At 65.4% G+C, this 25,282-nt stretch carries 17 protein-coding genes; 7 read left to right on the forward strand and 10 right to left on the reverse strand.

The window, feature by feature from the left end:
• Positions 1–9: 9 nt before the first annotated feature.
• From P9A16_RS19630 to P9A16_RS19665, 8 genes are all read right to left on the reverse strand, one after another.
• Positions 10–2,721, reverse strand: a complete 2,712-nt coding sequence (locus P9A16_RS19630; protein ID WP_024270293.1) for an ABC transporter transmembrane domain-containing protein — start codon at positions 2,719–2,721, stop codon at positions 10–12.
• Positions 2,722–2,791: 70 nt separating this feature from the next.
• Positions 2,792–3,943 (reverse strand): glycosyltransferase family protein, encoded by a 1,152-nt coding sequence (locus tag P9A16_RS19635; RefSeq protein ID WP_023515397.1) that lies wholly within the window; start codon positions 3,941–3,943, stop codon positions 2,792–2,794.
• Positions 3,940–5,250, reverse strand: coding sequence for a glycosyltransferase family 4 protein (locus P9A16_RS19640; protein WP_037406212.1), 1,311 nt, complete (start codon positions 5,248–5,250; stop codon positions 3,940–3,942). The genes P9A16_RS19635 and P9A16_RS19640 overlap by 4 nt, the downstream gene beginning before the upstream one ends.
• A 17-nt stretch (positions 5,251–5,267) precedes the next feature.
• On the reverse strand, positions 5,268–6,470 hold the full coding sequence (locus P9A16_RS19645; RefSeq protein WP_023515395.1) for a glycosyltransferase family protein: 1,203 nt from the start codon (positions 6,468–6,470) through the stop codon (positions 5,268–5,270).
• A 73-nt stretch (positions 6,471–6,543) separates the two neighbouring features.
• Positions 6,544–7,719 carry an ABC transporter permease gene (locus P9A16_RS19650; RefSeq protein WP_023515394.1) on the reverse strand — a complete coding sequence of 392 codons (1,176 nt, stop codon included), beginning with the start codon at positions 7,717–7,719 and terminating at the stop codon, positions 6,544–6,546.
• Complete coding sequence (locus P9A16_RS19655; RefSeq protein WP_023515393.1) at positions 7,716–8,714, reverse strand: ABC transporter permease; 999 nt, start codon at positions 8,712–8,714, stop codon at positions 7,716–7,718. Before P9A16_RS19655 ends, P9A16_RS19650 begins: the two co-directional genes overlap by 4 nt.
• Before the next feature lie 112 nt (positions 8,715–8,826).
• Complete coding sequence (locus P9A16_RS19660; RefSeq protein WP_024270292.1) at positions 8,827–10,728, reverse strand: ABC transporter substrate-binding protein; 1,902 nt, start codon at positions 10,726–10,728, stop codon at positions 8,827–8,829.
• Positions 10,725–12,620, reverse strand: a complete 1,896-nt coding sequence (locus tag P9A16_RS19665) for a dipeptide ABC transporter ATP-binding protein (RefSeq protein ID WP_081870547.1) — start codon at positions 12,618–12,620, stop codon at positions 10,725–10,727. The genes P9A16_RS19660 and P9A16_RS19665 overlap by 4 nt, the downstream gene beginning before the upstream one ends.
• A 260-nt stretch (positions 12,621–12,880) precedes the next feature.
• Between P9A16_RS19665 and P9A16_RS19670 the strand changes: the two genes are divergently transcribed.
• From P9A16_RS19670 to P9A16_RS19680, 3 genes are all read left to right on the forward strand, one after another.
• On the forward strand, positions 12,881–13,843 hold the full coding sequence (locus P9A16_RS19670) for a hypothetical protein (RefSeq protein WP_023517376.1): 963 nt from the start codon (positions 12,881–12,883) through the stop codon (positions 13,841–13,843).
• 184 nt (positions 13,844–14,027) lie between these two features.
• The gene (locus tag P9A16_RS19675; RefSeq protein WP_023517375.1) at positions 14,028–15,371 is read left to right on the forward strand and encodes a UDP-glucose dehydrogenase family protein; all 1,344 of its coding nucleotides are present in this window, start codon (positions 14,028–14,030) and stop codon (positions 15,369–15,371) included.
• Positions 15,368–16,381, forward strand: coding sequence for an NAD-dependent epimerase (locus P9A16_RS19680; protein ID WP_023517374.1), 1,014 nt, complete (start codon positions 15,368–15,370; stop codon positions 16,379–16,381). The genes P9A16_RS19675 and P9A16_RS19680 overlap by 4 nt, the downstream gene beginning before the upstream one ends.
• A 150-nt stretch (positions 16,382–16,531) precedes the next feature.
• Here the strand turns inward: P9A16_RS19680 and P9A16_RS19685 are convergent, their stop codons facing one another.
• Positions 16,532–19,006, reverse strand: coding sequence for a beta-mannosidase (locus P9A16_RS19685; protein ID WP_024270291.1), 2,475 nt, complete (start codon positions 19,004–19,006; stop codon positions 16,532–16,534).
• Between the two features lie 306 nt (positions 19,007–19,312).
• Between P9A16_RS19685 and P9A16_RS19690 the strand changes: the two genes are divergently transcribed.
• The gene (locus P9A16_RS19690) at positions 19,313–20,335 is read left to right on the forward strand and encodes a LacI family transcriptional regulator (RefSeq protein ID WP_278025909.1); all 1,023 of its coding nucleotides are present in this window, start codon (positions 19,313–19,315) and stop codon (positions 20,333–20,335) included.
• 145 nt (positions 20,336–20,480) lie between these two features.
• On the forward strand, positions 20,481–21,731 hold the full coding sequence (locus P9A16_RS19695) for a sensor domain-containing diguanylate cyclase (RefSeq protein ID WP_023516410.1): 1,251 nt from the start codon (positions 20,481–20,483) through the stop codon (positions 21,729–21,731).
• A 15-nt stretch (positions 21,732–21,746) separates the two neighbouring features.
• Here the strand turns inward: P9A16_RS19695 and P9A16_RS19700 are convergent, their stop codons facing one another.
• Positions 21,747–22,652: a LysR family transcriptional regulator gene (locus P9A16_RS19700; RefSeq protein WP_023516411.1), complete on the reverse strand. Its 906-nt coding sequence runs from the start codon at positions 22,650–22,652 to the stop codon at positions 21,747–21,749.
• Between the two features lie 95 nt (positions 22,653–22,747).
• Between P9A16_RS19700 and P9A16_RS19705 the strand changes: the two genes are divergently transcribed.
• Complete coding sequence (locus P9A16_RS19705) at positions 22,748–23,941, forward strand: MFS transporter (protein WP_023516412.1); 1,194 nt, start codon at positions 22,748–22,750, stop codon at positions 23,939–23,941.
• The gene (locus tag P9A16_RS19710) at positions 23,938–25,233 is read left to right on the forward strand and encodes an SGNH/GDSL hydrolase family protein (protein ID WP_023516413.1); all 1,296 of its coding nucleotides are present in this window, start codon (positions 23,938–23,940) and stop codon (positions 25,231–25,233) included. Before P9A16_RS19705 ends, P9A16_RS19710 begins: the two co-directional genes overlap by 4 nt.
• Positions 25,234–25,282 lie beyond the last annotated feature (49 nt).

A 25,282-nucleotide genomic window follows, 5' to 3' on the forward strand; every position in this document is an offset into this window, starting at 1 on the left:
TCATACCAGTCATGCTATCAGTTGCTTGTATACCGTACCACTTTCGACGATCGTTTCGTAGGTTCCGTCTTCCACCAAACTTCCGCCATCAAAAGCAAGCACTCTTTTAAAGTGTTTTGCAAGCGGGGTATTTGACAAAACCCAGACAACGGCTGGATTATCACCGCTCTTGGCCAGGAACGCAAGGGCCGCCTCCACGATGTGCTCCTGGAGGTGGTGGTCGACGCCCGAGAACGCCCGGTTGAAGATGTAGTAGTCAGAGCGGCGGATGAGGGCGCGGGCAAGGCCCAGCTTCAGGCGCTGCAGGCTGTTCAGTCGCCGGCCACCGGTCCCGATATTCGATTCCAGCCCCAACGCCATCAACGCGCGGTAGAGTTCCGGCCGCTTGGCCAAAAGCTCCCCACCGATCTCCCTGAGCTTGGAAATCGCGTCGCTGAAGCGATGGTTGAGCTTGCCGAACACGATATTGTCGACCAGCGTTCCCGATGTGAGATAGGCATTCGGATTGTAACGTTCAATATGGGTCTGCAGTTCCACCGGCAGGTTCGCGTGGAACTGGTGGCGCACCTCGACGATCTTGCGCATCAGCGTCTCATCGAGCACGCCGAAGCGGTGCCGTGGCTCGACATAGAAGAAGCTGAGCCTGATCAGCGCAATCCTGTCTTCCTCGCTGGGTGCGGCATTGTGCCGCAGCTTCTGGAGGAGGTGCTGATAGGTCGGAATCTCGTCCGCCCGCATGAAGGTCAGCTGTTCGAAGAACGGGTGGTCGGGCGGCAGGTCCTTGAAGAGCTCCACCGTGCTCTCCGCAATGCCCTTGCCCATCTCGAACAGCGCCTCGCCAAGGCCGCTCTCGCGCATGATGTTGCGGAAATAGGGCGTTTTGACGATGGCCCTGGTGGAGGCCTTCGGATCCGGCATCATGCCGAAGAACAGGTTCTCGGCGACCGGCGCCTCGGTGTTGTACTCGTTGTCGCGGAACGGCACGATGAGGCTGTTGAGGTCGCGGCGGTTCAGCTCCTCGCGAAGGTCATGGCGCATCTCGACGATCTGGGCGGCGAAATCGGGATTGTTGTTGACCGCGATCGAGGAATGCAGCGCCAGCTGCAGCACGTCGTCGGACAGCTCCACCACGTCCATCACCGCCATCATCGCGCCGAACAGCCCGTCCGTACCGTTGGCATTGAGCGTGGCGAGGTCGATCCAGTTGCCGTTGAGGTCGAAATCCGGATTGCCGGAGCGGCGCGCCTCCAGCACGTCCCACTTGCGCTGGTCGGCCTCCTGCCCCTTGTAGACGGCCGGCTCGATCGGTGCGTGCTTGAGGCCGTAGAGCAGGTTGTCCTGCAGGCTGCCATGGAAGAAATAGGCATCGGGCGAGACATAGGAGATGCGCCTGCCGGTCACGGCCTCAGGCAGGCTGAAGAGGTCGTCGTCGCCCGCCGTCACCTTGCCGCCGGCCGGCCAGACGACGCGCGCCAGCACCTCGGCGAGACGATCGCCGCCGCTCGCCGCCGTGCCGATGATGGCGACGGTCTCGCCGGGCGCGATCTTGACCGTGACATGCTCCAGGGCCCGCCCGCCGATATCGTCGTCGATCAGGAGGTTCGTGGTGCTGAGCGGATGGTTCAGCGCCGGCTGGCTCTCCGCGTCGATCGCCTGGATTTCCGGAGCGATCATTTCATCGGCTTCGAACTGCTCGACGACCTGCTCGTACTTCACCTGAACGTCCTGGCGCACCAGCTCCCAGTCGATCAGCTCCTTCAGCGGCCCCGGAAGCTCCTTGTAGGCGTTGATGACGGCGACGAGCTGGCCGACGTCGAGCCTGCCGACGATCGTGAGGTAGCCGCCGATGCAGTAGAACAGGAAGGGCGTCAGCTGGGCGAGGAAGTTGTTGAGGAATTTGACCAGGAACTTCCACTGGTAGATGTCGTAACGGATCTTGAAGATGCGGCCGAGCCGGGCGGCGATGTCGGCGCGCTCGTAGTTCGAGGTGTCGTAGGCGTGGATCGTGTCGATGCCGTCGACGATTTCCGCCACGCGCCCAGCGAGCTGGCGGGCGGTGAGCTGGCGCTCGCGGCCGAGCTCGATGAGCCGGCGGCGCATGCGCGGGATGATGCCGACCTGGATCATCGCCATCGCGAAGGCGATGAAGCCGAGCCAGAAATGCTGGATGAAGATGAAGATCAGCGCCGTCAGCGCCTGGCCGCCGAGCAGCGCCGGCTGCACGAAGGCATCCGCGGTGAAGCCGCCGAGCGGTTCCACCTCGTCCTTGACCATGGAGGAAACTTCGCCGGCCTTGATGTGCTTGAAATAGCGCGGCGGGAAACGCAGGATGCGATCGACGAGTTCGTAGCGGATGCGCCGCAGCAGCCGCTCGCCAAGGCGGCCCTTGTAGGTGTTGATGAAATACTTGAACAGGCCGTTGATGATGACGAGCACGAGGAACGTCAGGCTGAGGGCGAGCAGCGAGGGCATGCGCTCCAGCGGCAGGCCCGCGAAAAGCTCGACATGGCCGAAGAACGGCAGGTCGAAGGCGATCGGCATGAAGAGCTGGGTGTTGCCGGGCTGCTCGAATCCCGTCCCCTGGATCGGGCCGTTGACGATCTGCTTGGGCAGGTCGAAGGCCAGATAGTAGGGAATCATGGACAGGGCGACGATCAGCAGGATCGCGAGCTGCTGCGGCCGGGTGTGGACCCAAATGTACCGGGCGAGGCTTTTTTCCATGAAGAGCTTCTGTGCGTGAAAGGCCGCTGTCTCGTGTGAAGATTATAAGACAGCCGCAATACCGCAAGAGCTAGGTAGTCGCTCGCTGTTTTAGTAGGTCCCTCAGGATTTTTGCGGTGCGATTGGCGCCATCCAGTTGCAAAACAGGCACATTTTTCTCCGTTTCCGCGGAAAGCGCACGAGAAATTGCGTCTGCCATCGTCTCCCTGGAAAGCGTATCCTCGCACAGCACGACAGCCCGGCCGAGCCGTTCCAGCCGTTCGGCACGCGCCGTCTGCTCGCTCTCGCCGCCCGATGCGAAGGGCACCAGCACGGCGCCGCAGCCGGCCTGCAGTACGTCGCAGACGGTGTTGTAACCGGCCTGTGAGACCGAGAGCCGCGCTGCCGCGAGGAGATTGCGGAAATCGGTGCGGAAGCGCACGAGATCGACATTGGCCGGGCATGCGCCGGAAAGGCGCGAAAAATCGGCCTGCGGCATGTTGGGGCCGGTGATCACCAGCCAGCGGCGGGCGCTATCGAGCTCCTGCGCCGCCTGGAGTGCGGCCTCCACCAGGCCGGCGCCGACAGCCCCGCCGCCAGCCGAGACGACGACGTCGTAGCGTTCGGCGGCAGGCTCTGCCGCCGGACCGCCGACGAGGCCGGTATAGACCACCCGCTCGGCAATGGCCTCCGCCAGCGGGAACGTATCCTCCAGACGCACGAAGGCGGGATCGCCGTGCACGAGCACCCGGTCGAAATGACGACGCACGAGGTCGATCGTCTCCTCGTCGCGGCCCGGCTTGGCGCGCTCCTGCAGGATGTCGCGCAGCGAGGTCAGGAGGAGGGGGCGCGGCGTGCTCGCCTCGATCGCCTCGATCAGCGGCAGCAGCTCGAAGCGCACCTGGCGGCGACCGAAGGGGAAGGCCTCGACAATGACGATATCGGGCCGCAGGGCATGATAGGCGGCGAGCAGTTCGTCGCGCCGCGCGGCCTTGAAGGCCTCGTCGATAACCGCGCCGTTCTCGTCGACGAGCGCGGAAAAGCCGCCGTCACCGACCGCGATGGCCGGGAGGGCTATATGGTCGATGCCGGGACCGGGAAAGCCGTCGACCGGCATGCCGCCGGTGACGAGCGTGACCGCAAAGCCGTCATCGACGAGCGCGCGCACGATGCGGCTGGCGCGGGCGAGATGGCCGATGCCGAGCAGGTGCTGGACATAGAAGAGGACGCGCGGGGCGCTCATCGGCGGGCTCCCGCCTCGAACAGCGCCTTCAGCTGCGCAATGCTGGTATGGTGGTCGAAGCTCCGGCGCACCTTCGCCTCGGCGGCCGCACCGAGGCGGTGGCGAAGGGCGGGATCGCGGATCGCGCGTTCAAGCGCTCGGGAAAACGCATCTACGTCCTCGGAGGGGACGAGCAGGCCGTTCTCCTCGTTCTCGAAAAGCTCGGGAATGCCGGAAATGTCGGTCGCCACGCAGGTGAGCTGCTGGCTTGCCGCCTCCACCAGCACGTTCGGCAGACCATCGCGGTCGCCGTCCGGCGTGATGCGGCAGGCGAGCGCGAAAATGTCAGAGCGGCGATAGGCGGCAAGCACATCCTTCTGGTCGACCGCGCCGAGCCAGGTGATCCTTTGCGCGATGCCAAGCTCGTCGGCGAGCTTTTGCAGCTTCGCCCGCTCGCCGCCGTCGCCGGCATGGACGAAACGCCAGTGAAGATCGGCCGGAAGCCGCGCAAGGGCCTTCAACAGGACATCGTAGCCCTTCTTCGGCACCGCGCGCCCGACGCTGATGATGGTGACGGGATCCTGCGGGTCAGCTCCGTCACGCAGTGGGCGGGCATTGCCGCTCGCGGCGGCCTCTGCCGGATGGGCGCAGTCGCATCCGGCCGGGGGGGCGTGCTCCCCGGTCTCAAGCGGCGGAAACCGGTCGAGATCGAGGCCGTGGTAGCTGAGGTGCACCCGGTCACGGTGCGGGCCGGCGAGGGTCTGCAGGTGGGCGTGGCCGGATTTGGTGCAGGTCACCGCCCAGTCGGCGATCGTCAGCTTGTCGGCGAGTTCCCAGTCCTTCGATGTCCAGATGTCCTTGGCATGGGCCGAGACCGAGAAGGGCAGGGCAAGCATGCGGGCCGCATAATTGGCGACGGAGGCGGGGGTGTGGATGAAATGGGCGTGCAGCCAGCCGCCGGCCTCGGGAAACTCCCCCACGAGCACCGCCGCCTGGCCGAAGCGGCGGAACCGGTTGCGGCTGAAATCGCGCGGCAGATCCTTCAGGAACTGGCGGAAAGCGGCCCCGAAGCCGGGGGCGCGAAGGCTTTTGAACAGGCCGCGCAGCACGCGCAGCGGCTCCTCGTGCAGGTATTCCGGCAGGTAGAACACCGGGGCCTTGATCTCGTCGTGCACGGGATGGCGTTTCTTGTCCGTCGGGCGGCGGAGCGAGACGAGCACAAGCTCGAGCCCGGCGCGCTCCAGCCCGCGCAGTTCCTGAGCGATGAAGGTTTCCGAAAGGCGCGGATAGCCCTTCAGCAGCACGACGATCTTATGCGGCAGCGACACGGCGGGCGTGGCCTCTTTCAAGCGACGGACGGCGGGGTGAGTTCCCGCGCGGAAAGCTCCTCGCCGACGATGCGGGCGATGTTGCGCAGGCCTTCGAGCCGGAGTTCGGGATTGCCGCTCGAGGGCGGTCGGCATTCCGGAAGGGTCTTCAGCACGGCGGCAAGGCGCGCGGGATCGGCCGATTCCTCCGGCAGCAGCATGTTGATGAGGCCGAGTTCGGCAGCGCGGGTGGCACGGATGAGCTGCTCCTCGCGCGGCTGCACGCGCGGCACGATGAGCGCCGGCTTGTCGAAGGAGAGAATCTCGCAATAGGTGTTGTAGCCGCCCATCGCCACCACGGCCTTCGCGCCGGCCACCAGGTCCTCCATGCGCGAATCGAACTCGATCACCTCGACATAGGGGATTTTCGCAGCTTCCTGCGTCAGCTTGGTGCGCTCGCCCTGCGGCATGTAGGGGCCGAGCACGATGAGGGCGCGATGGGTGAGACCGGCATCGTGCCGGTAGGCGCGAAGCACATCCTCCACCAGTTCAGCCCCGTCGCCGCCGCCACCGGTCGTCACCAGGATGTAGTCGCCCGAGGGCTGGTACTGGGCGCGGTCCATCTGCAGCGCGTTGCGCTGCAGGAAGCCGACGAAGTTCAGCTTGTCGCGCACGCCCTGCGGCACGTCGAGGCCGACGAGCGGATCATAGAAATCCGGCGGGCCGTAGACCCAGATGTCGTCGTAGAACCGCGCGATCTTGTGCATGACGTCCTTGCGCTTCCACTCGGCATCGAGCAGGTGCGGAGAATCCATGACTTCACGCAGGCCGAGGATCAGCCGCGTGCCGCGGCCCTTCAGGTAGGCCAGCGTTTCCTCCACCTCGCCGGAAAGGCCCATCGGCTCCTTGTCGATGATGAAGATGTCCGGATTGAACGTCTCGGCCGTGTGGCGGATGATCGACCGGCGCATGGTCAGCGTGTCTTCCAGGTCGATATGGCGCTCCAGCGAGGTGTATTCGCCGTTGCGCAGCTTGATGACGCTGGGGATCTTCACGAAGTCGACACGGGCGCGATAATCGAAGGCGCCGGCGATCGTCGCGCCCGAGATGATCAGGACGTTGAGGCCGCGATATTCCTCCACCAGCGCATGGGCGATCGTACGGCAGCGGCGCAGGTGCCCGAGGCCGAACGTGTCGTGGCTGTACATGAGGATGCGGGCGTGCTCGAAACTGCGGCTCAAGGGCAAAGTCTCCCGAAATCCGCCGGGCTCGCCATCGTGGAGGGGCGATTCTTCTGCATTCGTAATCCCGATTTCACTTATAGGGGTCAGCCGCATCACGCAGTCCATCGCCAAGGAAGTTGAAAGCCAGAATGACCAAAACGACGGGTACCACCGGAAAGAGCAGCCACGGATAGAGGGCGATAATGTTGATGCTGCGGGCTTCCGTCAGAAGGATGCCCCAACTGGTGATGGGTGGCCGGAGGCCGAGCCCGAGGAAACTCAGTGCCGTCTCCCCGAGGATCATGCCCGGAATGGTCAGCGTTGCGCTGGCGATCAGGTGGGACATGAAGCCGGGTATGAGATGGCGGCGAATGATGCGGGCGCTGCCCGCGCCCATGACCTGGGCCGCCAATACATAATCTTCCTCCCGCAAGGCAAGAAGTTTCGAGCGCACGGCGCGTGCAAGTCCGGTCCAGTCGAGCATGCCGAGGATGATCGTAATGCCGATATAGACGAGAATGGGGCTCCAGGTGACCGGGATGATCGCGGCGAGCGCCATCCACAGGGGAATGCTTGGAATCGACTGAAGGACCTCGATGACGCGCTGCACGATGAGATCGAAGACGCCGCCGTGATAGCCGGCAAGGCCACCGATGACGATGCCGAGCACGAAGCTCATGGCAACGCCTAGCGCACCGATGGTGAGCGAGATGCGCGCGCCATAGAGGATGCGCGAGAGCATGTCGCGCCCCAGCCGGTCGGTGCCGAGGAAGAAGAACTGGCCGTCCTTGGCCGGGCAGACAAGATGGACGTCCGAGGTGAACAGGCCCCAGAACTTGTATTTGTCGCCACTGCAGAAGAAGCGCAGCTTCTGCACGTCCGTCTTGTCGTCCGTGTAGACGCGCCGCAGATTGTCCATGTCGAGCGTCATCTTCTGGCCGTAGACGAAGGGACCGACGAACTGGCCCTCATGCATGAAACGCAGGGTCTGCGGCGGGGAGTAGATGAAGTCGATGTTGCGGGTGTGCAGGTTGTAGGGCGACAGGAACTCGCTGACCGCGATCATCAGGTAGATGACGAGGAGGAAGATGCCGGAGACGAGCGCCATGCGGTGGCGGCGGAACTGCCACCACATCAACTGGAACTGCGAGGCCTGCGCGACCTTCTTCAGCTCCTCCGTCTTGTGTTCGGCGGCATAGGGGTCGAACGGCTTGTCCGAGACGAAATGGCCGAGCGGGGCGCCGGGTTCGGGAAGAGGCGTCTTCACTTGCGGCTTCCTCCGCCGAGCCGGATGCGCGGATCCAGAATGGCGAGCGCGATATCCGAGATCAGCACGCCGATGACCGTCAGGAAGGCCAGGAACATCAGGAAGGAACCGGCGAGATACATGTCCTGTGTCTGCAAGGCCTTGATCAGCATGGGGCCGGTCGTTTCGAGCGACAGCACGATGGCGGTCACCTCCGCGCCCGAGATGATCGAGGGCAGGATGGAACCGATATCGGAGATGAAGAAGTTGAGAGACATGCGCAGCGGATATTTGGTGAGGACACGCATCGGATGCAGGCCCTTGGAGCGTGCGGTCACGACATATTGCTTGTTGAGCTCGTCGAGCAGGTTGGCGCGCAGGCGGCGCACCATCGCGGCCGTGCCCGCCGTGCCGATGATGATCACGGGTATCCAGATATGCGAGAGGATGGAGCGGAATTTCTCCCAGCTCATCGGCGCACCGAGGAACTGGCGGTCCATCAGCCCGCCGATCGAGACGCCGAACCAGATATTGGCGAAATACATGACGACCAGCGCCAGCATGAAGTTCGGCACGGCAATGCCGATGAGGCCGGCGAGCGTCAGGCCGTAGTCGCCCCAGCTATACTGGTGGGTGGCCGAGTAGATGCCGATCGGGAAGGCGATCAGCCAGGTGAAGATGATGGTCACGAAGGAGACCAGCACCGTCAGCCAGAGCCGGTCGCCCACCACCTCCGAAACGGGAAGGCGATATTCGAAAGAGTAGCCGAAATCGCCGATGAGCATGCCGCCGACCCAGTGCAGGTAGCGCAACGGCGCAGGCTTGTCGAAGCCGTAGCGCTCGCGCAGCTCCTCGATCTCGGCCATGTCGGTCGCCTCGCCCATGGCGCGCAGCTCCGAGATGTAGCTCTCGAAATAGTCGCCTGGCGGCAGCTCGATGATGGTGAAAACCAGCACCGAGATGAGCGCGAGCGTCGGAACCATGACGGCGATGCGCCAGAGGATGTAGCGGATCATCGGGCTGGCTCCTGGGGCCGGGGCAGGGCGAAGCGGCAAGGTTTCGTCCGTGGCCGCCCCTCATCCGCCTGCCGGCTGGCTGACGACCACGCATGGAAGATCGCCTGTCCCATCACGCACCCTCCTCGTACCAGAACGTATCCGGCATGTAGACCCCGAGGAAGGCGGTGGGCTGGAAACCGCAGAGGGCCTTTTCCGGCATGTTGCGCAGCTGGCGCGCACGCACCACCGGTTGGGAAATGCCGTTGACCGTGCCGATGGTGAAGACCTGGTCGGCGTGATGGGCGAGCATTTCATGCCAGATCGCCGTGCGCTCCGCTTCCGTCGTCGTCATTTCCCAGGCGGCGAGCCTGTCGACGAGATACTGCACCTCGGGCATGTCGGGCGGCTCGCCCTTGGTCTTGACGGTCGCGTAATACATGCCCCAGACGGGCCACTGGTACTGGTCGTCGGAACTCGGCGCCAGTTCGGCGGGCGACATTTCCGGTGTGGGCACGCCATTGTCGAGCCCGTACCAGACGGACATCACCACCTCGCCGCCGATGGCGCGGCTGCGGAAGATGTCGCGCTGGGAAACCCGTACGAAAAGCCCGAGGCCGATCTCGCGGAAATAGTCGGTGACGAGTTCCAGCACATCCGTTTCCAGCGTGCTCTCGCCGGCGCTCTCGATGACGACCTGGGCGGGGCGGCCATCCGGAAGAAGCCGCGTGCCCTCGTCGTCGCGCTTGTCGAGCCCGGCCGCATCGAGCAGGCGGTTGGCCTCCGCCGGGTCATAGCCGGCATAGGCCTTTGCATAGTCCGGCTTGAAGAGGGTGCTTTCCGGCAGCACCGTGTTGGCACTTTCCTGGCCGAGGCCGTAGAAGACCGCCTTGTTGATCTCCGTACGGTTGATGGCGAGCGACATCGCCCTGCGCACGCGCACGTCGCGCAGCACCGTGCGCCAGCCTTCATCGCCGCAGTTGAGATTGGGGATCAGGGCGACACGCGAGCCCAGCGTGCGTTTCCACAGCATCACGTTGATCGGATACGTCGCCTCGGCGCTCTTCAGCAGCGTGTAGTCGGTGAAGTCGAGATTGCCGATCTGCAGGTCGCTTTCCCCGGTCGCCGTCTTGGCGGAGATGAGATCCGGCGAGGAGACGTTCAGCACCAGCCGGTCGACATAGGGCAGCTGCGTGCCGTTCTCGTCGACCCGGTGGAAGAACGGGTTGCGCTCGAAGATGAACTGTTCGGCGGGCGGGGCGGTGCGCGGCCGCCAGGCCTCCAGCGTCGGGAGATCCGGGTTTTCCGGCCGGGTCTGGCGCGACATCTTGATGTGCAGGCCGCGCCAGTCGTCGACGCGCTGCTTCTTGATATGCTTTTCCAGCGCCTCCGCTGTCTGGAACTTCTTGTGGAACTGCCGCATGTAGGCGGACGGCAGCGCCAGCACCAACGGAATGGGCGAGGCGAGTTTCGGCAGGAAATCCGGGATCGGCTTTTCCCAAGTGTAGCGCACCGTCAGCGGATCGACCACGTCGAAGGCGGGCGGCTTGCCTTCGACGAGCAGGTCGGTGGGCGGACCACCCTTCAGGAGCTCGCGGTTGAGGATGACCTCTTCCCAGCAATAGCGGAAGTCCTCCACCGTGAAGGGGTCGCCGCTCGACCATCTGTGCCCTTCGCGCAGGCGGAAGGTGAAGATGCGCTCCTCTTCCACAGTGAAGCTCTCGAGGATGTCGGCGACGAGCTTCAGGTCGCGATCGTAGCCGACAAGGCGCGAATAGCTGTTGATCGGGACGAGGCGCACGTCGCGCTGGCCGCCGATCAGGATGCGCAACCGCCCGCCCTGCTTGCCGGGGGCGCCGCCGAGCGCGGCGGTGTTGACGACGCGCGGCACCTTCGGCAGGCGCTCTGCAACCGGCGGCAGTTCACCCGCCGCGATCTTGTCCTTGAAATAGGCGACATCGCTGTCCAAGCCGCGGGCGATGCCGGGAACGAAGGCGGCGGCCAGCAGGCCGAGTGTGGTGCGGCGCGTGATCACGAGCAAAGCTCCCGCATGTCGGCATTCCTGCGGGCAAGCACGAAATGGCCGCCACCGAGATCGGCCGGCGCCAGCCCCTCGCTGCCCTCCTCGTCGCGGAAGACCTGTGCCCAGCTCTCACGCGAGACGGCGCTGGTCCGGCCGGCCGTCTCGAAATTCAGCGGGCGCTCGAGATCGGGGAAGGGAACGGCATCGAGCAGCGCCCGCGTATAGGGATGCACCGGCGCGGTCATGATGATCTCGCGCGGCGCGATCTCGACGATGCGCCCGGCCCACATCACGGCGACCCGGTCGGCCATGTAATCGACCACGGCAAGGTTGTGCGAGATGAAGAGATAGGTGAGGCCGAGGTCCTTCTGGAGGTCCTTGAGCAGGTTGAGGATCTGCGCCTGCACGGAGACGTCGAGCGCGGAAACCGGTTCGTCGCAGATGATCATGCTCGGGCCGAGGGCAAGTGCCCGGGCGATGCCGATACGCTGGCGCTGACCGCCGGAAAAGGAGTGCGGATAGCGCTTCAGCGAGGCCTCGTCGAGGCCGATGGCGCGGATCAGCGCCTTCGACGCCATCCTGCGCTTGGCCGCGTCGCCATAGTCGTGGATGTCGAGGGGTTCACGCAGGATGTCGCCGACCGTCATGCGCGGTGAGAGCGAGGATTGCGGGTCCTGGAACACCATCTGCAGGCGCGTGCGCAGCGATTGCAGCTCGGCGCCCTTGGCGTTCAGCACGTCGACCGGCCCCTTGCCGTCGTCGAACAGCACCGATCCGGCGTCCGGCTTGATCGCGCGCATCAAGATCTTGCTGACGGTGGTCTTGCCGCAGCCGCTTTCGCCGACGAGGCCGAGACATTCGCCGCGCCTGATGTCAAAGCTGACGCCATCGACGGCCGGCCGCGGCTTTTCCTTCTGCTGGCCCGGCATGGCCCAGTTGTCCTTGCGGGTCACGAAGGTCTTGCTGAGGTCGCGGACCGAGAGGATGACATCCGGCCCGGTGCGGGCCTGATATTTCTTCGACAGCAGGCTGTCCTGGTTGACCTCGATCTCACGCAGCGGCTTCAGCCGGTCGCCGCGCTTCATGCCGAAATGCGGGATCGCCGCCATCAGGCCCTTGAGGTAGGGATGGGCAGGCCGATGGAAGATCGTCTCGACCGGCCCCGCCTCCATGATCTCGCCCTGGTAGATCACCACGACCTCGTCGGCGATGTTGGCAACGACGCCGAGATCGTGCGTGACGAGCAGCACCGCCATGTCCATCTGCTGCTGCAGGTCGCGCAGGAGTTTCAGGATCTGCGCCTGGATGGTCACGTCGAGCGCCGTGGTCGGCTCGTCGGCGATCAGCAGCGCCGGGCCGCAGACGAGCGCCATGGCGATCATCGCGCGCTGGCGCATGCCGCCGGACAACTCGAAGGAATACATGTCGTAGACCTTGCGCGGATTGTTGAAGCCGACGCGCGCCAGCATGTCCTCGCAGCGCTCGCGCATCTCCGCGACGGTAAGGCCGGTGTGGATGGCAAGGGACTCGCTGATCTGGTCGCCGATCGTGTGCAGCGGCGAAAACGAGGTCATCGGCTCCTGGAAGATCATGCCCATGCGCCCGCCGCGAATGGAGCGGATCTTCTTGCCGTCGCGGGGCAGGGGCAGGATGTCGATCGGGCCTTCGTCGGAGAGCGGGTCGTCGAAGAGGATCTTGCCGGTGACCCGCGCGGTCGGCGGCTGCAAGCCCATGGCGGTCTGGCTGATGACGGACTTGCCGGAGCCGGATTCTCCCACGAGGGCGGTCACCTTGCCGGGCAACACCCTGAGATTTGCGCCCCTGACGGCAGTGATCCTTGCGCCCATCAGGGAGAAGGAGACGTGCAGGTCTTCAATCCGCAGCAGGTCCCTCGGCCGGCGCATCGCATTCGAATTCATATGTGCTTTCCCGCCTGACGGATTTTATCCACGCGGCCTTTTCTTGATGTTCCCCGCCAAGACACTAGCGCGCGCACTTTTTTCTGTCCACGCCTTACTCCAGGCAAGGTTGGGGGTTGTCGTTGCTCCGGCCGGGACCGAATATGAAGAAACGCCGCCGGCAGACGGGCACGCTCTTGCTTCAACCCCGCCGGCGGATGCAAAACCGCTTCGCACTTTTGCCGGAACTCCCCTAGGACAGCTTGATGTCAGCCAAGCAACGATTGAACGAACAACTGGAAAAAGCCGCCGAATACCGCGAGGACGGCGATTTCGGTGCCGCCTGGCAGGTGCTGGAGGCGGTTTCCGCCGATCCGGAGCGTGCCGCCCTCGGGCAGGAAACGGCGCTCGGCCTGCCGCGCCGGCTGCATTCGGCTTTCCTCAAGCTCGCGAAGGCCGAGGACGATCCGCTGGAGCGGATCGGCTACCAGTACCATCTCGTGCCCGATCCGGACCTTCTGGCCACGCACGGAACCTTCTCCTCGGCCGAGCGGCGGGCGATCGCCGAGGCGAACCGCACCGCGATCCCGCCCGTCATCCATCAGGTCTGGATCGGGCAGGGGGCCGTGCCGCCCTCGGCCAAAGCCTGGGAAAAGCACGCCAAGGCCCATGGCTATGGCCATTTCCTCTGGCGGGAGAAGGACCTGGAAGAGGCCGGCATCCACGAGAACAAGGCGTTCCGCGCCATGCTGGAGCGGGGCGACTATCCCGGCGCCGTCGATATCGCGCGCTATCTCCTCGTCGAACAGGAGGGCGGCATCTACCTCGATTGCGACTGGTATCCCGCCCGCGCCGACATCAGCTTCCACGATCTCTTGCCGATGACCGGGCTGACCGCCATGGCGGAGGACATTCCCCGCAAGACCGGCCGCGGCAGCCTGCTGCTCGCCAATTCCTTCCTGGCCGCGCCCGCCCATCACCCGGTCCTCATCCGCCTCAATGCGGTGCTGCCCGATGTCGTCGCGGCCATGCCCGGGGCGCCGGCCTGGTGGTCCACCGGCCCGCTGATCTTCACCGTCGTCGCCCGGGGCGGCGCGATCACGCTGGCCGACGCCGCGCTTGTGGCGGGCGACCTGCCGCGCGGCGCACCGTTCGGCGATGTCGAGGCGGCCTGCCGGGCGGCCGAGCATGACGATGGCGGGTTGTTGCTGGCCTGGAAATCGTGGTGACAGGCGCCCCCTGGCCCGCAGGGCGGAAGGCGCGGGGTGGCGAAGACCGCCGCCGCACACTAGATACCGCCCGCATTCCGCTTGAAGCGGGCGGCGTTCCGTGCTTTGCCCGGCGTCGTATTCTATCTGTGATCGTCGACGGCCAGGACAGCCGCGAAAAGGTCCCATCCGGAGAAGAAGCATCATGAAGATCGCGATGATCGGTTCGGGCTATGTGGGCCTGGTATCCGGCGCCTGTTTTGCCGATTTCGGCCACACCGTCGTATGCATCGACAAGGCCGAGGCGAAGATCGAGGCGTTGAACCGCGACGAGATCCCGATCTTCGAACCGGGCCTCGAGGCGCTGGTGGCGGAGAACGTCAAGGCGGGCCGGCTCTCCTTCACCACCGAATTTTCCGGCCCTGTCAGCGAGGCCGACGTCGTCTTCATCGCCGTCGGCACGCCTTCGCGGCGCGGCGATGGCCATGCAGACCTCTCCTATGTCTACGCCGCCGCCCGCGAAATCGCCCAGTCGGTCAAGGGTTTCACCGTCGTCGTCACGAAATCGACCGTGCCCGTCGGCACCGGCGACGAGGTCGAGCGCATCATGCGCGAAACCCGCCCCGAGGCCGACATCGCCGTCGTGTCGAACCCGGAATTCCTGCGCGAGGGGGCTGCGATCAGCGATTTCAAGCGACCGGACCGCATCGTCGTCGGCATCGAGGACGAGCGGGCGCGCGAGGTGATGACGGAGGTCTACCGGCCGCTCTACCTCAACCAGTCGCCGCTGCTCTTCACCACCCGGCGCACCTCCGAGCTGATCAAATATGCGGCCAACGCCTTCCTCGCCATGAAGATCACCTTCATCAACGAGATTGCGGATCTCTGCGAAAAGGTCGGCGCGGACGTGCAGCAGATCTCGCGCGGCATCGGCCTCGACGGGCGCATCGGCGCCAAGTTCCTGCATGCCGGCCCCGGTTATGGCGGCTCGTGCTTCCCGAAGGACGCGCTGGCGCTGGTCAAGACCGCGCAGGACAATGACAGCCCCGTGCGGCTGATCGAGACCACCATCGCCATCAACGACACGCGCAAGCGCGCCATGGCCCGCAAGGTCGTCACCGCACTTGGCGGCGAGGTGCGCGGCAAGAAGATCGCCGTGCTCGGCCTCACCTTCAAGCCGGAGACCGACGACATGCGCGACGCGCCGTCGATCTCCATCATCCAGGCCCTGCAGGACGGCGGCGCGAAAGTTTTCGCCTACGACCCCGAGGGCATGGAGGCCTCCCGGACCGTGCTCGACCACGTGACCTACGGCACCTCGCCCTACGACATTGCCGAGGGTGCGGAGGCGATGGTCATCGTCACGGAATGGAACCAGTTCCGCGCGCTCGATTTCCAGCGGCTGAAGGCGAGCATGGCCAAACCCGTGCTGGTGGACCTGCGCAATGTCTACAAGCCGGAGGAAGTGGCCCGCCACGGCTTTGCCTATTCGAGCATCGGCCGCGGCACCTCTCCGATGGTCGCACCGGTCTCCGAGGCGGCGGAATGACGCATTTCCTCGTCACCGGCACCGCGGGCTTCATCGGCTTCCACCTCGCGCGGCGCCTGCTCGCCGACGGCCACACGGTCACCGGCTTCGACGGCATGACACCCTATTACGACGTGCGGCTGAAGGCGCAACGCCTCGCCCTGCTCGAACCTCATGACGGCTTCCGCCAGGTCACCGGCCGGCTGGAGGACCGTGCCGCGCTCGATGCCGCGGCCGCGCTGAAAGAGCCCGACGTCATCCTCCATCTCGCCGCCCAGGCCGGCGTGCGCTACAGCCTGGAAAATCCCGGCGCCTATGTGGAATCCAACCTCGTCGGCTCGTGGAACGTGCTGGAGCTGGCACGCGCGCTGCAACCGAAGCACCTGCTGCTCGCCTCCACCTCCTCGATCTACGGCGCCAACGAGAAGGTTCCCTTCGCCGAGGCCGACCGGGCCGACGAGCCGATGACGCTCTATGCCGCCTCGAAGAAATCCATGGAGCTGATGGCGCATTCCTACGCCCATCTCTACGGCGTGCCGACGACGGCCTTCCGCTTCTTCACCGTCTACGGCCCCTGGGGCCGGCCCGACATGGCGCCGATCAAGTTCTCCGACGCCATCCTCTCCGGCCGCCCGATCGACGTCTATGGCGAGGGCAGGATGAGCCGCGACTTCACCTATATCGACGACATCGTCGAGGCCATCGTGCGGCTCGTCGACGTCGTGCCGCGGGAAGACGGCCGTGTCACGGCGCCCGGCATCATCGATACGCTCTCGGCCGGCGCGCCCTTCCGCACCGTCAACATCGGCGGCGGTCAGCCGGTCGGGCTGATGACCTTCATCGAGACGATCGAAAAAGCGCTCGGCCGCCCCGCCACGCGCAACTACATGCCCATGCAGCCCGGCGACGTGCCCCGCACCTTCGCCTCCACCGACCTGTTGACCCACCTCACCGGCTTTGTCCCACGCGTGTCGCTGGAAGACGGCATCGCCGCCTTCGCGGCATGGTATCGGGAGTGGCGGGCGCACTGACGCCGCGTCTGCCCACGGGGCAGGGGTGGCGCAAGGGGACTGGGGCCGCCAGACAGTGCCTCGGCGATCAGAGCCGCATTTTTCGCCCTCAGATCACATAAGGCGATTTATGGAACGCATGTACCGTCCATGCCTCCGGCCGGAAGCATCTCACCCGGCAGCCGGTTCTGTCGCATGGCAGGATTGCAGGTCGTAGAGGCGGAAGACCGGGCGGGGGCCGGCGGGGAGCGGTTTGGCGGGAGTGAAGGCGATGCGACGTGTCTCGCCGGCCGCAAGGTCGAAGGCATTGTCGGAATAACGGCCGTCGGTGTCGGTCTCGATCATCACGAAGAGCGCCAGTCCGGTGGCGGTGACGTCGAGATGGATGGTCCCGTCCGGTCCATCTTCCTGCGTGAATGTCAGCCCGGCCGGCTCCAGGTCCAGCGCCTTGTAGGTGCCATGCACATAGTGCCCTTCGCCCTGCATGCCGTTCGATGCGGTGAAGCGCCAGACGATGAGGGCACCGGCCGGCAGATCCGCCGCCGTGACGGTCGCAGCGGTCACCGCGGCGTCCGGCGTGCAGGCCGCCCGGGCATCCACGAGCGGCCGGCGCTCTCCCTTCATGTCGAGGAGCGCGATCGAAAGGTCGACCGTGACATCGGCAAGCGTGTCGTTGACCAGCGAGAAGCGGATCGCTCCGCCGCCTTCCTCCGGGATTGCCGCGATCGCGACCGGCTGGAAGAAGCGGCGGACGAGATAGTGCATCGCCTTCCAGCGGCCGCCATAGTCGAGGCTCGACCAGGAGGCGACCGGCCAGGTGTCGTTGAGCTGCCAGTAGAGCGTGCCCATGCAATGCGGCTTCAGCGAACGCCAGTATTCCACCGCCGTCTTGATGGCGAGACCCTGCTGGATCTGGCTGAGATAGACGAAGTTCGGGAAATCCTTCGGGAAGCGGAAGTAGCGGAACATGGTGGCGGCGATGCGTTCGTTGCCGCCGGCATTCTTCTGGTGCAGTTCCATGACGGGCGAGGCGATGTTCATATCCCTCGCCTCGGCATAGGTCTTGATGACGGGCAGCGACGTATAGGACTGGAAGCCGAACTCCGAGCAGAAACGCGGCCGCACGCTGCGGTAATTGTCGAACGGCTTGTTCTCGTGCCAGACGGACCAGTAGTGCATGTCGCCGGAGCCGTCGGCATGCCAGGCGTCGCCGAAATCGAGATAGCCGGAGGCCGGGCTCGACGGCCACCAGATCGCATCGGGCGCCGCCTTGCGCATCGCCTGCTCGATCGTGCGGTTCAGGCGATCATAGGACACCAGGTAACGGTCGCGGTCCTTCCGCGGCTCGTCGAACCAGGTGAGCGCGCCGACCAGCTCGTTGTCGCCGCACCAGAGCGCAAGCGACGGATGGGAGGAGAGGCGACGCACCTGGTAGTCCACCTCCCGTGCGACATTGTCGAGGAAGTCCTCGGTGGAGGGATAGAGATTGCAGGCGAACATGAAGTCCTGCCAGACGAGAAGACCCAGCCGGTCGCAAAGGTCGTAGAACCAGTCCGGCTCGTAAAAACCACCGCCCCAGACGCGGATCATGTTCATGTTGGCTGCCGCAGCGGATTGCAGGAGATCCGCGGTCCCGTCCGGGCTCGACAGTGAAAACAGCGCGTCGGCCGGGATCCAGTTGGCGCCGCGGCAGAAGATTTCGCGCCCGTTGACCTTCAGCGCGAAGCGGCTTCCGGCCGCGTCGGGCGTGGTGACGAGCTCCATCATGCGCAGACCGATCTGCCTGACGACGACATCACCGGGCAGCTCCACGCCAAGCGTGTAGAGCGCCTGCTCGCCGCTTCCCGCCGGCCACCACAGCCGCGGCGCGGCGATCTCGAAGACATGGGTAACAACCGTTTCGCCGGCATTGACGCCGACATCGAGGCGGACACGCTCGTCACCAAGCGCGAAATGGAGGGCCACGATGTCTGGGTTCTTCGCAAAAACCGTCGCCGCCACCTGCAGATAGACCGAACCATCCGCATTGTGCGTCTGCCGCGTCGTCACGTGCTCGATGCGGGCCCTGTCGAGCCGGCAGAGCCGGATCGTGCCGTAGAGACCCAGCGGCGCGATCGCGATGTTCCAGTCCCAGCCGAAATGGCACTGCGGCTTGCGCAGCATGTTGCCGTTGGGGATGGGCGAATTGCCGGGATGGTAAGGAACGTAGAAGGGCTGCCGGGCCTGTCGGTCGGCACCCGCCGCGATGCTCGACTGGAAGACGATGCGGATGACATTCTCGCCCGCCTTCAGCTGGGCGCCGACATCGGGCCGGTAGCGGCGGAAGCAGTTGTCGGCGAGCAGCACCGGCGCGTCGTTGACGAAGACGGCCGCCACCGTGTCGAGATAGTCGATGTCGAGGTACCAGTCGCCATCCGGTTCCGGCAACAGGAAGCGGCGCTCGAGAACCCAGCCGCGGTGCGCCACCCATTGCACCGCCTCCTCGTTGCGGCCGACATAGGGATCAGGAATGAGGCCCGCGGCCGTCAGCGCCGTGTGCACATCGCCCGGCAGCGTGATCGGCGCCGTGATGTCGCCATCGGCCGAGGTGAGTGTCCACGGGCCGGAAAGATCGATCGCGGGATTGGCTTTCGGCAAGGATGTCATGGCTTTGTCCGGATCTGCCGCTCGATGGACGACCGGCGGCCTGCAGGGATCGGCAGTGACGATGACCGCACGCGCAGGTGCATCGACATTCGCCAACTTAATCGATAATGTAAATTGCTACGCCACATCGGAATATTTTTCAATACACCACCAAAAGCATCTTCTACTATTCTGATTCATAAAGATATTTTTCCGAGCGGGGATATCACCCAAAATACTTTATCGTTAAAGCAAATCGTAGAAAATTTCGAGCGGATGCCCGGCGGGCCTGATCGCATCAGGCGCCATAGGGAAATGGAGAGCGACATGCGGGATGGAAACCTGCCCCCCACCCTGAAGACGATCGCCTTCATGACGGGCCTCAGCACCACATCGGTTTCACGCGCGCTCAGCGATGCGCCGGATATCGGGCCGGAAACCAAGGAACGTGTCCGGCTCGTCGCCAGCCAGATCGGCTATCAGCCGAACAGGGCGGGCCTGCGCCTCCGGACGGGCAGGACCAGCGTGCTGGCGCTGGTCCTGAATGTCGACGACGAGATCATGGGCTTCACCAGCCAGATGATCTTCGGCATTTCGCAGGCGCTGAAGGACACAGGATACAATCTGATCGTCAGCCCGAGTTCCCATGACAGCGATCCCCTGCTGCCGGTCCGCAACATCCTGCAGAGCCGCTCGGCCGACGGCGTCATCATTATGCGCACTGCGCCGGACGACCGGCGCGTGCAGCTGCTGCTGGAGAAGGACTTTCCCTTCGTGACCCATGGCCGGACCGATTCCGGATGGACGCATCCCTTCCACGATTTCGACAATGAGAGCTTCGTCTATCAGGCCGTCGGGAAGCTGGCCGGCCGGGGCCGCAGGCGCCTGGCGATCATCCGCCCTCCCCGCGACCTCACCTACGCGGCCCATATCGCCGCCGGGCTCGAGCGCGGGCTGCGCGACTTCGGCATGACCGAGGTGTCGTTGCCGGTCTCGATCGACACCCCCCTTCTCGACGTCAGGGCCGCGATGGACCGCGCGATGCGGGCGCCGGAGCCGCCGGACGCCGTCCTCTGCGTCAGCGCCAGCCTCGCCGTTGCCGTCAGCGCTGGCGTCGAGATGGCCGGCAAGGAGATCGGCAAGGACCTCGACATCGTTTCCAAGCAGGTCTCGCCCGCCCTCAACTGGATGCGCCCGGAGATCCTGACGGCCGACGAGGACGTGCATCTGGCCGGCCGCGAGATGGCGAGAGCGCTGATGGCCCGGATCGCCGGCGCCGATGCCCGCAGCCTGCAAACCCTCAGCCATCCGGTCTGGAAAAATCCCGAAGCGGCCTCACACCTGCGTTGATCGGCACCGCGCCGGCGCAACGCCCGGTTCGCATGCCGGCAAGCCCGGCGGGGAAAACACCCGGCGCCAACCCTGGCAGTGTTGCAGGCAGGCGCCCGTCGTGCTGAAACCAGCAAACCGGTTTTGTCCAGCGGAGGAGTGTTTCGTGACGGTCAGGACATTCGGCAAATCGTCTGACGAGACGATCCAGCGGCAAAGGAAACGCCTTGCCGCACTGGAAAACCTCGATCTCCTCAACAGTCCGCGCGACGCGGGCTTCGACCGGTTCGTCCGGCTGATCCAGCAGATCTTCACCGTGGAGATCGGCCTCGTCTCCCTCATCGACGGGCATCGGCAATGGTACCAGGCCTGCTCCGGCCTTTCCGCAGACGAGGTCCCGCTCGAGGATACGTTCTGCCGCCATGTGCTTGTCGACGAGCAGCCGATGATCGTCCAGGACGCGACGCGGGATCCGCGTTTCGTCGCGCATCCCGCGGTCACCGGCCCCGAGCACATCCGCTTCTATGCCGGCGTGCCGCTGAAGACCAAGGCCGGCTCCACAGTCGGCACGGTCTGCGCGATCGACCGGAGGCCGCGCTCCTTCGGCCGGAAGGATCTCGACATCCTGCAGGAGCTGGCGGGGGCTGCGATGGACCGAATCGAACTGATGCAGACGGCCGCGACCGACAGCCTGACCGAGGCCCTCACCCGCCGCGCCTTCAAGCGCGAGGCGGAACAGCTGATCGCCGCGGCACTGCGCCACAAGCACGACCTGTCGTGCCTGGTGCTGGATGTCGATCACTTCAAGAACGTCAACGACACCCACGGCCATGCGGCGGGCGACGAGGCACTGAAGGCCGTGGCCGCCGCCTGCCGGTCCAGCCTGCGCGCCAGCGATCTTTTCGGGCGGCTCGGCGGCGAGGAATTCGCCATCGTACTGCCCCATACGAGCGCGGAAGATGCGATGATCACCGCGGAAAAGCTGCGCGGCGAGATTGCCGCACGGCCGATTTCCGGCGCCTTCGGCACACTCGCCGTTACCGCCAGCTTCGGCTGCGCGGCTCTGTCCATCGTCGGGCGGGACATCGAAACGTTGCTGGCCCAGGCGGATGCCGCCATGTACCACGCCAAGCAGAACGGGCGAAACCGCTGCACCGCCTGGTCGTCCCTGCAGGCGGCCGGCGGTATCGGCGCACGGCGGCGCGTGCTGAAGGCCGGATCCATCATCTTCAACGACCGCCGCTCGACGATCGACTGCACCGTCAAGAGCCTCGGCGTGGACGGCGCGGGCATCACGGTCAGCAATTCCGCGGGCATACCGCCCGATTTCATGCTCTCCATCAAGGCGGAGGGCTTCGAAACGGCCTGTTCGGTCATTGCCCGCGACCGGCAGAACCTCGAAGTGGCCTTCTGCTAGCAAACGGCAAGCCGGTCAGGAGACCTTGCCGCGCTCCGCAAGAAAATCGAGCAGCGCCCTCACGCGGGAAGGAAGCGGCCCGCCCTGGCCGACATAGACCGCATGGAAGGCCTCCTTCTCTTCGGCACCAAGATGCCCGAGCACAGGCACGAGGCGGCCGGCGGCAATGTCTTGGCGCACGGTGAAGGCGGAAAGACGGGCAAGGCCGACCCCCGCCAATGCCAGATAGCGAAGGGCTTCGCCGTCGCTCGCCTGGATACGGCCCGTGGCGGGCACGATGACGGCCTTGCCGTTCTCCCGCAGCGGCCAGCCGTCCACTGCCCGCGTATAGCCGAAGCCGAGGCGGTTGTGCGCCTGAAGCTCGGCGATCGTGCGGGGTTCGCCGCAGCGTGAAAGGTAGGCGGGCGCGGCAACGACGACCAGTTGCGTCTCCCCCAGCTTGCGGGCGATGAGGCTCGAGCTTTTCAGCGGTCCGGCACGCACGGCGACATCGGTGCGCTCGGCAAGAAGATCGACGACGGCGTCGGTCAGAATGATGTCGAGGGTGATGCCGGCATGCAGCGCCAGAAACTCCGGCAGAAGCGGCGCGAGCACATGCGTGGCATAGGACGCGCTGGTGTTGATGCGCACGCGCCCGACCGGCTGCTCCCCGAGGCCCGCCGCCCGCTCGGCATCCTCCAGATCAGCCAGGATGCGCTTTGCCCGCTCGTAGAACGCGCAGCCCTCCGGCGTCACTTGCAACTGCCGCGTCGAGCGGTTGAGCAGGCGTGCACCGAGCCGCGCCTCCAGCCGCGCGATGAGCTTGCTGACCGCCGAGGGCGTCATGCCCGCGGCACGCGCAGCGGGCGAAAATCCCCCGAGCTCGACCACGCGCGCAAAGATCTCCATTTCGCCGGATCGGTTGACTTCGGATCGACCCATGATGAATTCAACTCACAAATCATGTTCCTCTCGGATATCTAATTCACCCTCTCGTCAGTGTCTATCTTCCGGTCAACACACGATTGGAGTGGACAATGCCCCTAGCGCTTTACGCCCTGACGGTTGGTGCCTTCGGCATCGGTGTCACCGAATTTGTCATCATGGGCCTCCTTCTGGAGGTCAGCAGCGAACTGAACGTCACCATCGCGGCCGCGGGGCTGCTGATTTCCGGCTACGCGCTCGGCGTCACCATCGGCGCACCGATCCTGACGGCGATGACCGCACGCTGGCCGCGCAAGCGCGTGCTTGTCGGCCTGATGGCCATCTTTGTCGCCGGCAACGCTGCCGCGGCGCTTGCGCCGGACTACGGCTGGCTGATGGCCGCACGCGTGCTGACGGCGTTGACCCACGGCACCTTCTTCGGCGTCGGCTCGGTCGTCGCCACGAACCTCGTCGCCGAGGACAAGCGCGCCTCCGCCATTGCCCTCATGTTCACGGGACTGACCGTAGCGACGGTGATCGGCGTGCCGTTCGGCACCTGGCTCGGCCAGCATTATGGCTGGCGGTCCACCTTCTGGGCCGTGACGCTGGTCGGACTGGCCGCGCTGATCGTTCTCGCCACGCTGGTTCCCCGGGATACGGCCGCGCCCACCGCGTCGGACTGGCGGGCCGACCTGCGGGCGATCGCCCGCCCCGCCGTCCTGCTCGGTCTCCTGACCACGGTGCTCGGCTATGCCGGCGTCTTTGCCGTCTTCACCTATGTCGCGCCGCTTCTGACTGAGATCAGCGGCTTCTCGGATACCGCGGTGTCGCTGATCCTTCTGGTCTTCGGCGGCGGGCTGGTCGTAGGCAACCTGCTGGGCGGAAGGCTCGCCGACCGCAACCTGCTGCGCTCCATCTTCGGCACCCTTGCCGCCCTCGCCCTTGTGCTCGGGCTGATGACCTTCGCCTTCAACAGCCAGGTGGCCGCGGTGATCTTCATCGGGCTCCTCGGGGCCGCCGGCTTTGCCACGGTCGCCCCCTTGCAGATGTGGGTGCTTTCCAAGGCGGAAGGCGCAGGCCAGAGCCTCGCTTCGAGCTTCAATATCGGCGCCTTCAACCTCGGAAACGCCATCGGCGCCTGGGTCGGCGGCGTGATCCTCGACCAGGGGCCCGGCCTCGCCTGGGTGCCGCTCGTCGCCGCCGCCTTTCCCGCCGCCGCCATCCTCGTCGCCGCGCTTGCGGCACGGAGCCCGCAGCCTTCCGCGCAAACCGTCTACGCAAATCAAACCGCAGGATTGAGCAAATGACCTCTCTTACATCACACTGGCCGACCCGCCGCCGTCAACCGCGTGAAAAACCTGCCGGCACCGTGCTTCTCGCCAGCACCCTCGTGCTTGCCGCCGCCCTCTCCGGCCCATCGCCGGCGATGGCCGCAGAGACGAGCTGGGTCGGAACCTGGGCGGCGAGCCCGCAGCCGATCTGGGGAGCGGATTTCGCCCTGCCGACGAAAATCCCCGCCTCCGTGACGGGCGAGACCATCCGCCAGATCGTGCGCGTCAGCCTCGGCGGCTCGCGCATCCGCCTCGTCTTTTCCAATGCCTATGGCGACCGTCCGCTGCGGATCGGCGGAGCGAGCGTGGGGCTCGCCGGAGAAACCGGAGCGGTATCCGGCACGATCCATAAGATCACCTTCGGGGGCGGCGATACGATCGTCGTGCCACCCGGAGCACCCGTCGTCAGCGATCCCATGGACATCGAGGTCGATGCCCAGGGCAAGCTCGCCGTCTCCCTCTACCTGCCCGGCGAAACGCCGCTGACCACCTTTCACTGGGACGGCCGGCAGACGGCATGGTTCGGCAAGGGAGACCTCACGGCGGCGAAGGACTTCCCCGCGACGGCGAGCACGGACACCCGCCTTTTCCTCAGTCAGGTACTGGTCGATACGCCGAACGAAGGCACCGTCGTTGCGATCGGAGATTCGATCACCGACGGGAACGGCGCGACGGTCGATGCCGACACCCGCTGGCCCGACTTCCTTGCAAGGCGCCTCGCCCCGCATCGGGTGGCCGTGCTGAACGCCGGCATTTCCGGCGGCAGGCTGCTGCAGGACAAGATGGGCGTGAACGTCGCCGCGCGGCTTGAGCGGGACGTGTTCTCCCAGCCGAACCTGAAGGCCATCATCGTCCTTATCGGCATCAACGACATTTCCTGGCCCGGCACGGACTTTGCCCCGGACCAGCCGCGACCGACAGCGCAAGACCTGATCGCCGGCTACCGGCAGGTGATCAGCCTTGCCCATGCGCGCAATGTCAGGGTCATCGGAGCGACGCTGCTGCCCTTCGAAGATGCACTCAGCGGAACGCCGCTCGACAACTACTATCACCCCGACAAGGACGCTCTGCGCCAGGAGATCAATCGCTGGATCCGGGAGAGCGGCGCTTTCGATGCCGTCGTGGATTTCGACGCGGTGCTGCGCGACCCGGAGCGCCGTGAGCGCATCGCCCCGTCGTTCGATTCCGGTGACCATCTGCATCCTGGCGATGCGGGCAACCGGGCGATGGCGGAGGCCATCGACCTCGACGCACTGCTCGGCCGCTGATCCCGGCCACCGTTCCGCGCGGAAGGCCCCGGCTGTCAGCCGGGGCCCT

This window comes from Shinella sp. 838, assembly GCF_029623935.1.
Taxonomy (GTDB): Bacteria; Pseudomonadota; Alphaproteobacteria; order Rhizobiales; family Rhizobiaceae; genus Shinella.

What these genes read in the sequence shown, in the direction of transcription:
- P9A16_RS19665 (WP_081870547.1), bottom strand. Translation starts at nt 12,620, where the DNA reads ATGCGCCGGCCGAGGGACCTGCTGCGGATTGAAGACCTGCACGTCTCC.
- P9A16_RS19635 (WP_023515397.1), bottom strand. Translation starts at nt 3,943, where the DNA reads ATGAGCGCCCCGCGCGTCCTCTTCTATGTCCAGCACCTGCTCGGCATC.
- P9A16_RS19705 (WP_023516412.1), top strand. Translation starts at nt 22,748, where the DNA reads ATGCCCCTAGCGCTTTACGCCCTGACGGTTGGTGCCTTCGGCATCGGT.
- P9A16_RS19700 (WP_023516411.1), bottom strand. Translation starts at nt 22,652, where the DNA reads ATGGGTCGATCCGAAGTCAACCGATCCGGCGAAATGGAGATCTTTGCG.
- P9A16_RS19670 (WP_023517376.1), top strand. Translation starts at nt 12,881, where the DNA reads ATGTCAGCCAAGCAACGATTGAACGAACAACTGGAAAAAGCCGCCGAA.
- P9A16_RS19685 (WP_024270291.1), bottom strand. Translation starts at nt 19,006, where the DNA reads ATGACATCCTTGCCGAAAGCCAATCCCGCGATCGATCTTTCCGGCCCG.
- P9A16_RS19690 (WP_278025909.1), top strand. Translation starts at nt 19,313, where the DNA reads ATGCGGGATGGAAACCTGCCCCCCACCCTGAAGACGATCGCCTTCATG.
- P9A16_RS19675 (WP_023517375.1), top strand. Translation starts at nt 14,028, where the DNA reads ATGAAGATCGCGATGATCGGTTCGGGCTATGTGGGCCTGGTATCCGGC.
- P9A16_RS19710 (WP_023516413.1), top strand. Translation starts at nt 23,938, where the DNA reads ATGACCTCTCTTACATCACACTGGCCGACCCGCCGCCGTCAACCGCGT.
- P9A16_RS19680 (WP_023517374.1), top strand. Translation starts at nt 15,368, where the DNA reads ATGACGCATTTCCTCGTCACCGGCACCGCGGGCTTCATCGGCTTCCAC.
- P9A16_RS19630 (WP_024270293.1), bottom strand. Translation starts at nt 2,721, where the DNA reads ATGGAAAAAAGCCTCGCCCGGTACATTTGGGTCCACACCCGGCCGCAG.
- P9A16_RS19655 (WP_023515393.1), bottom strand. Translation starts at nt 8,714, where the DNA reads ATGATCCGCTACATCCTCTGGCGCATCGCCGTCATGGTTCCGACGCTC.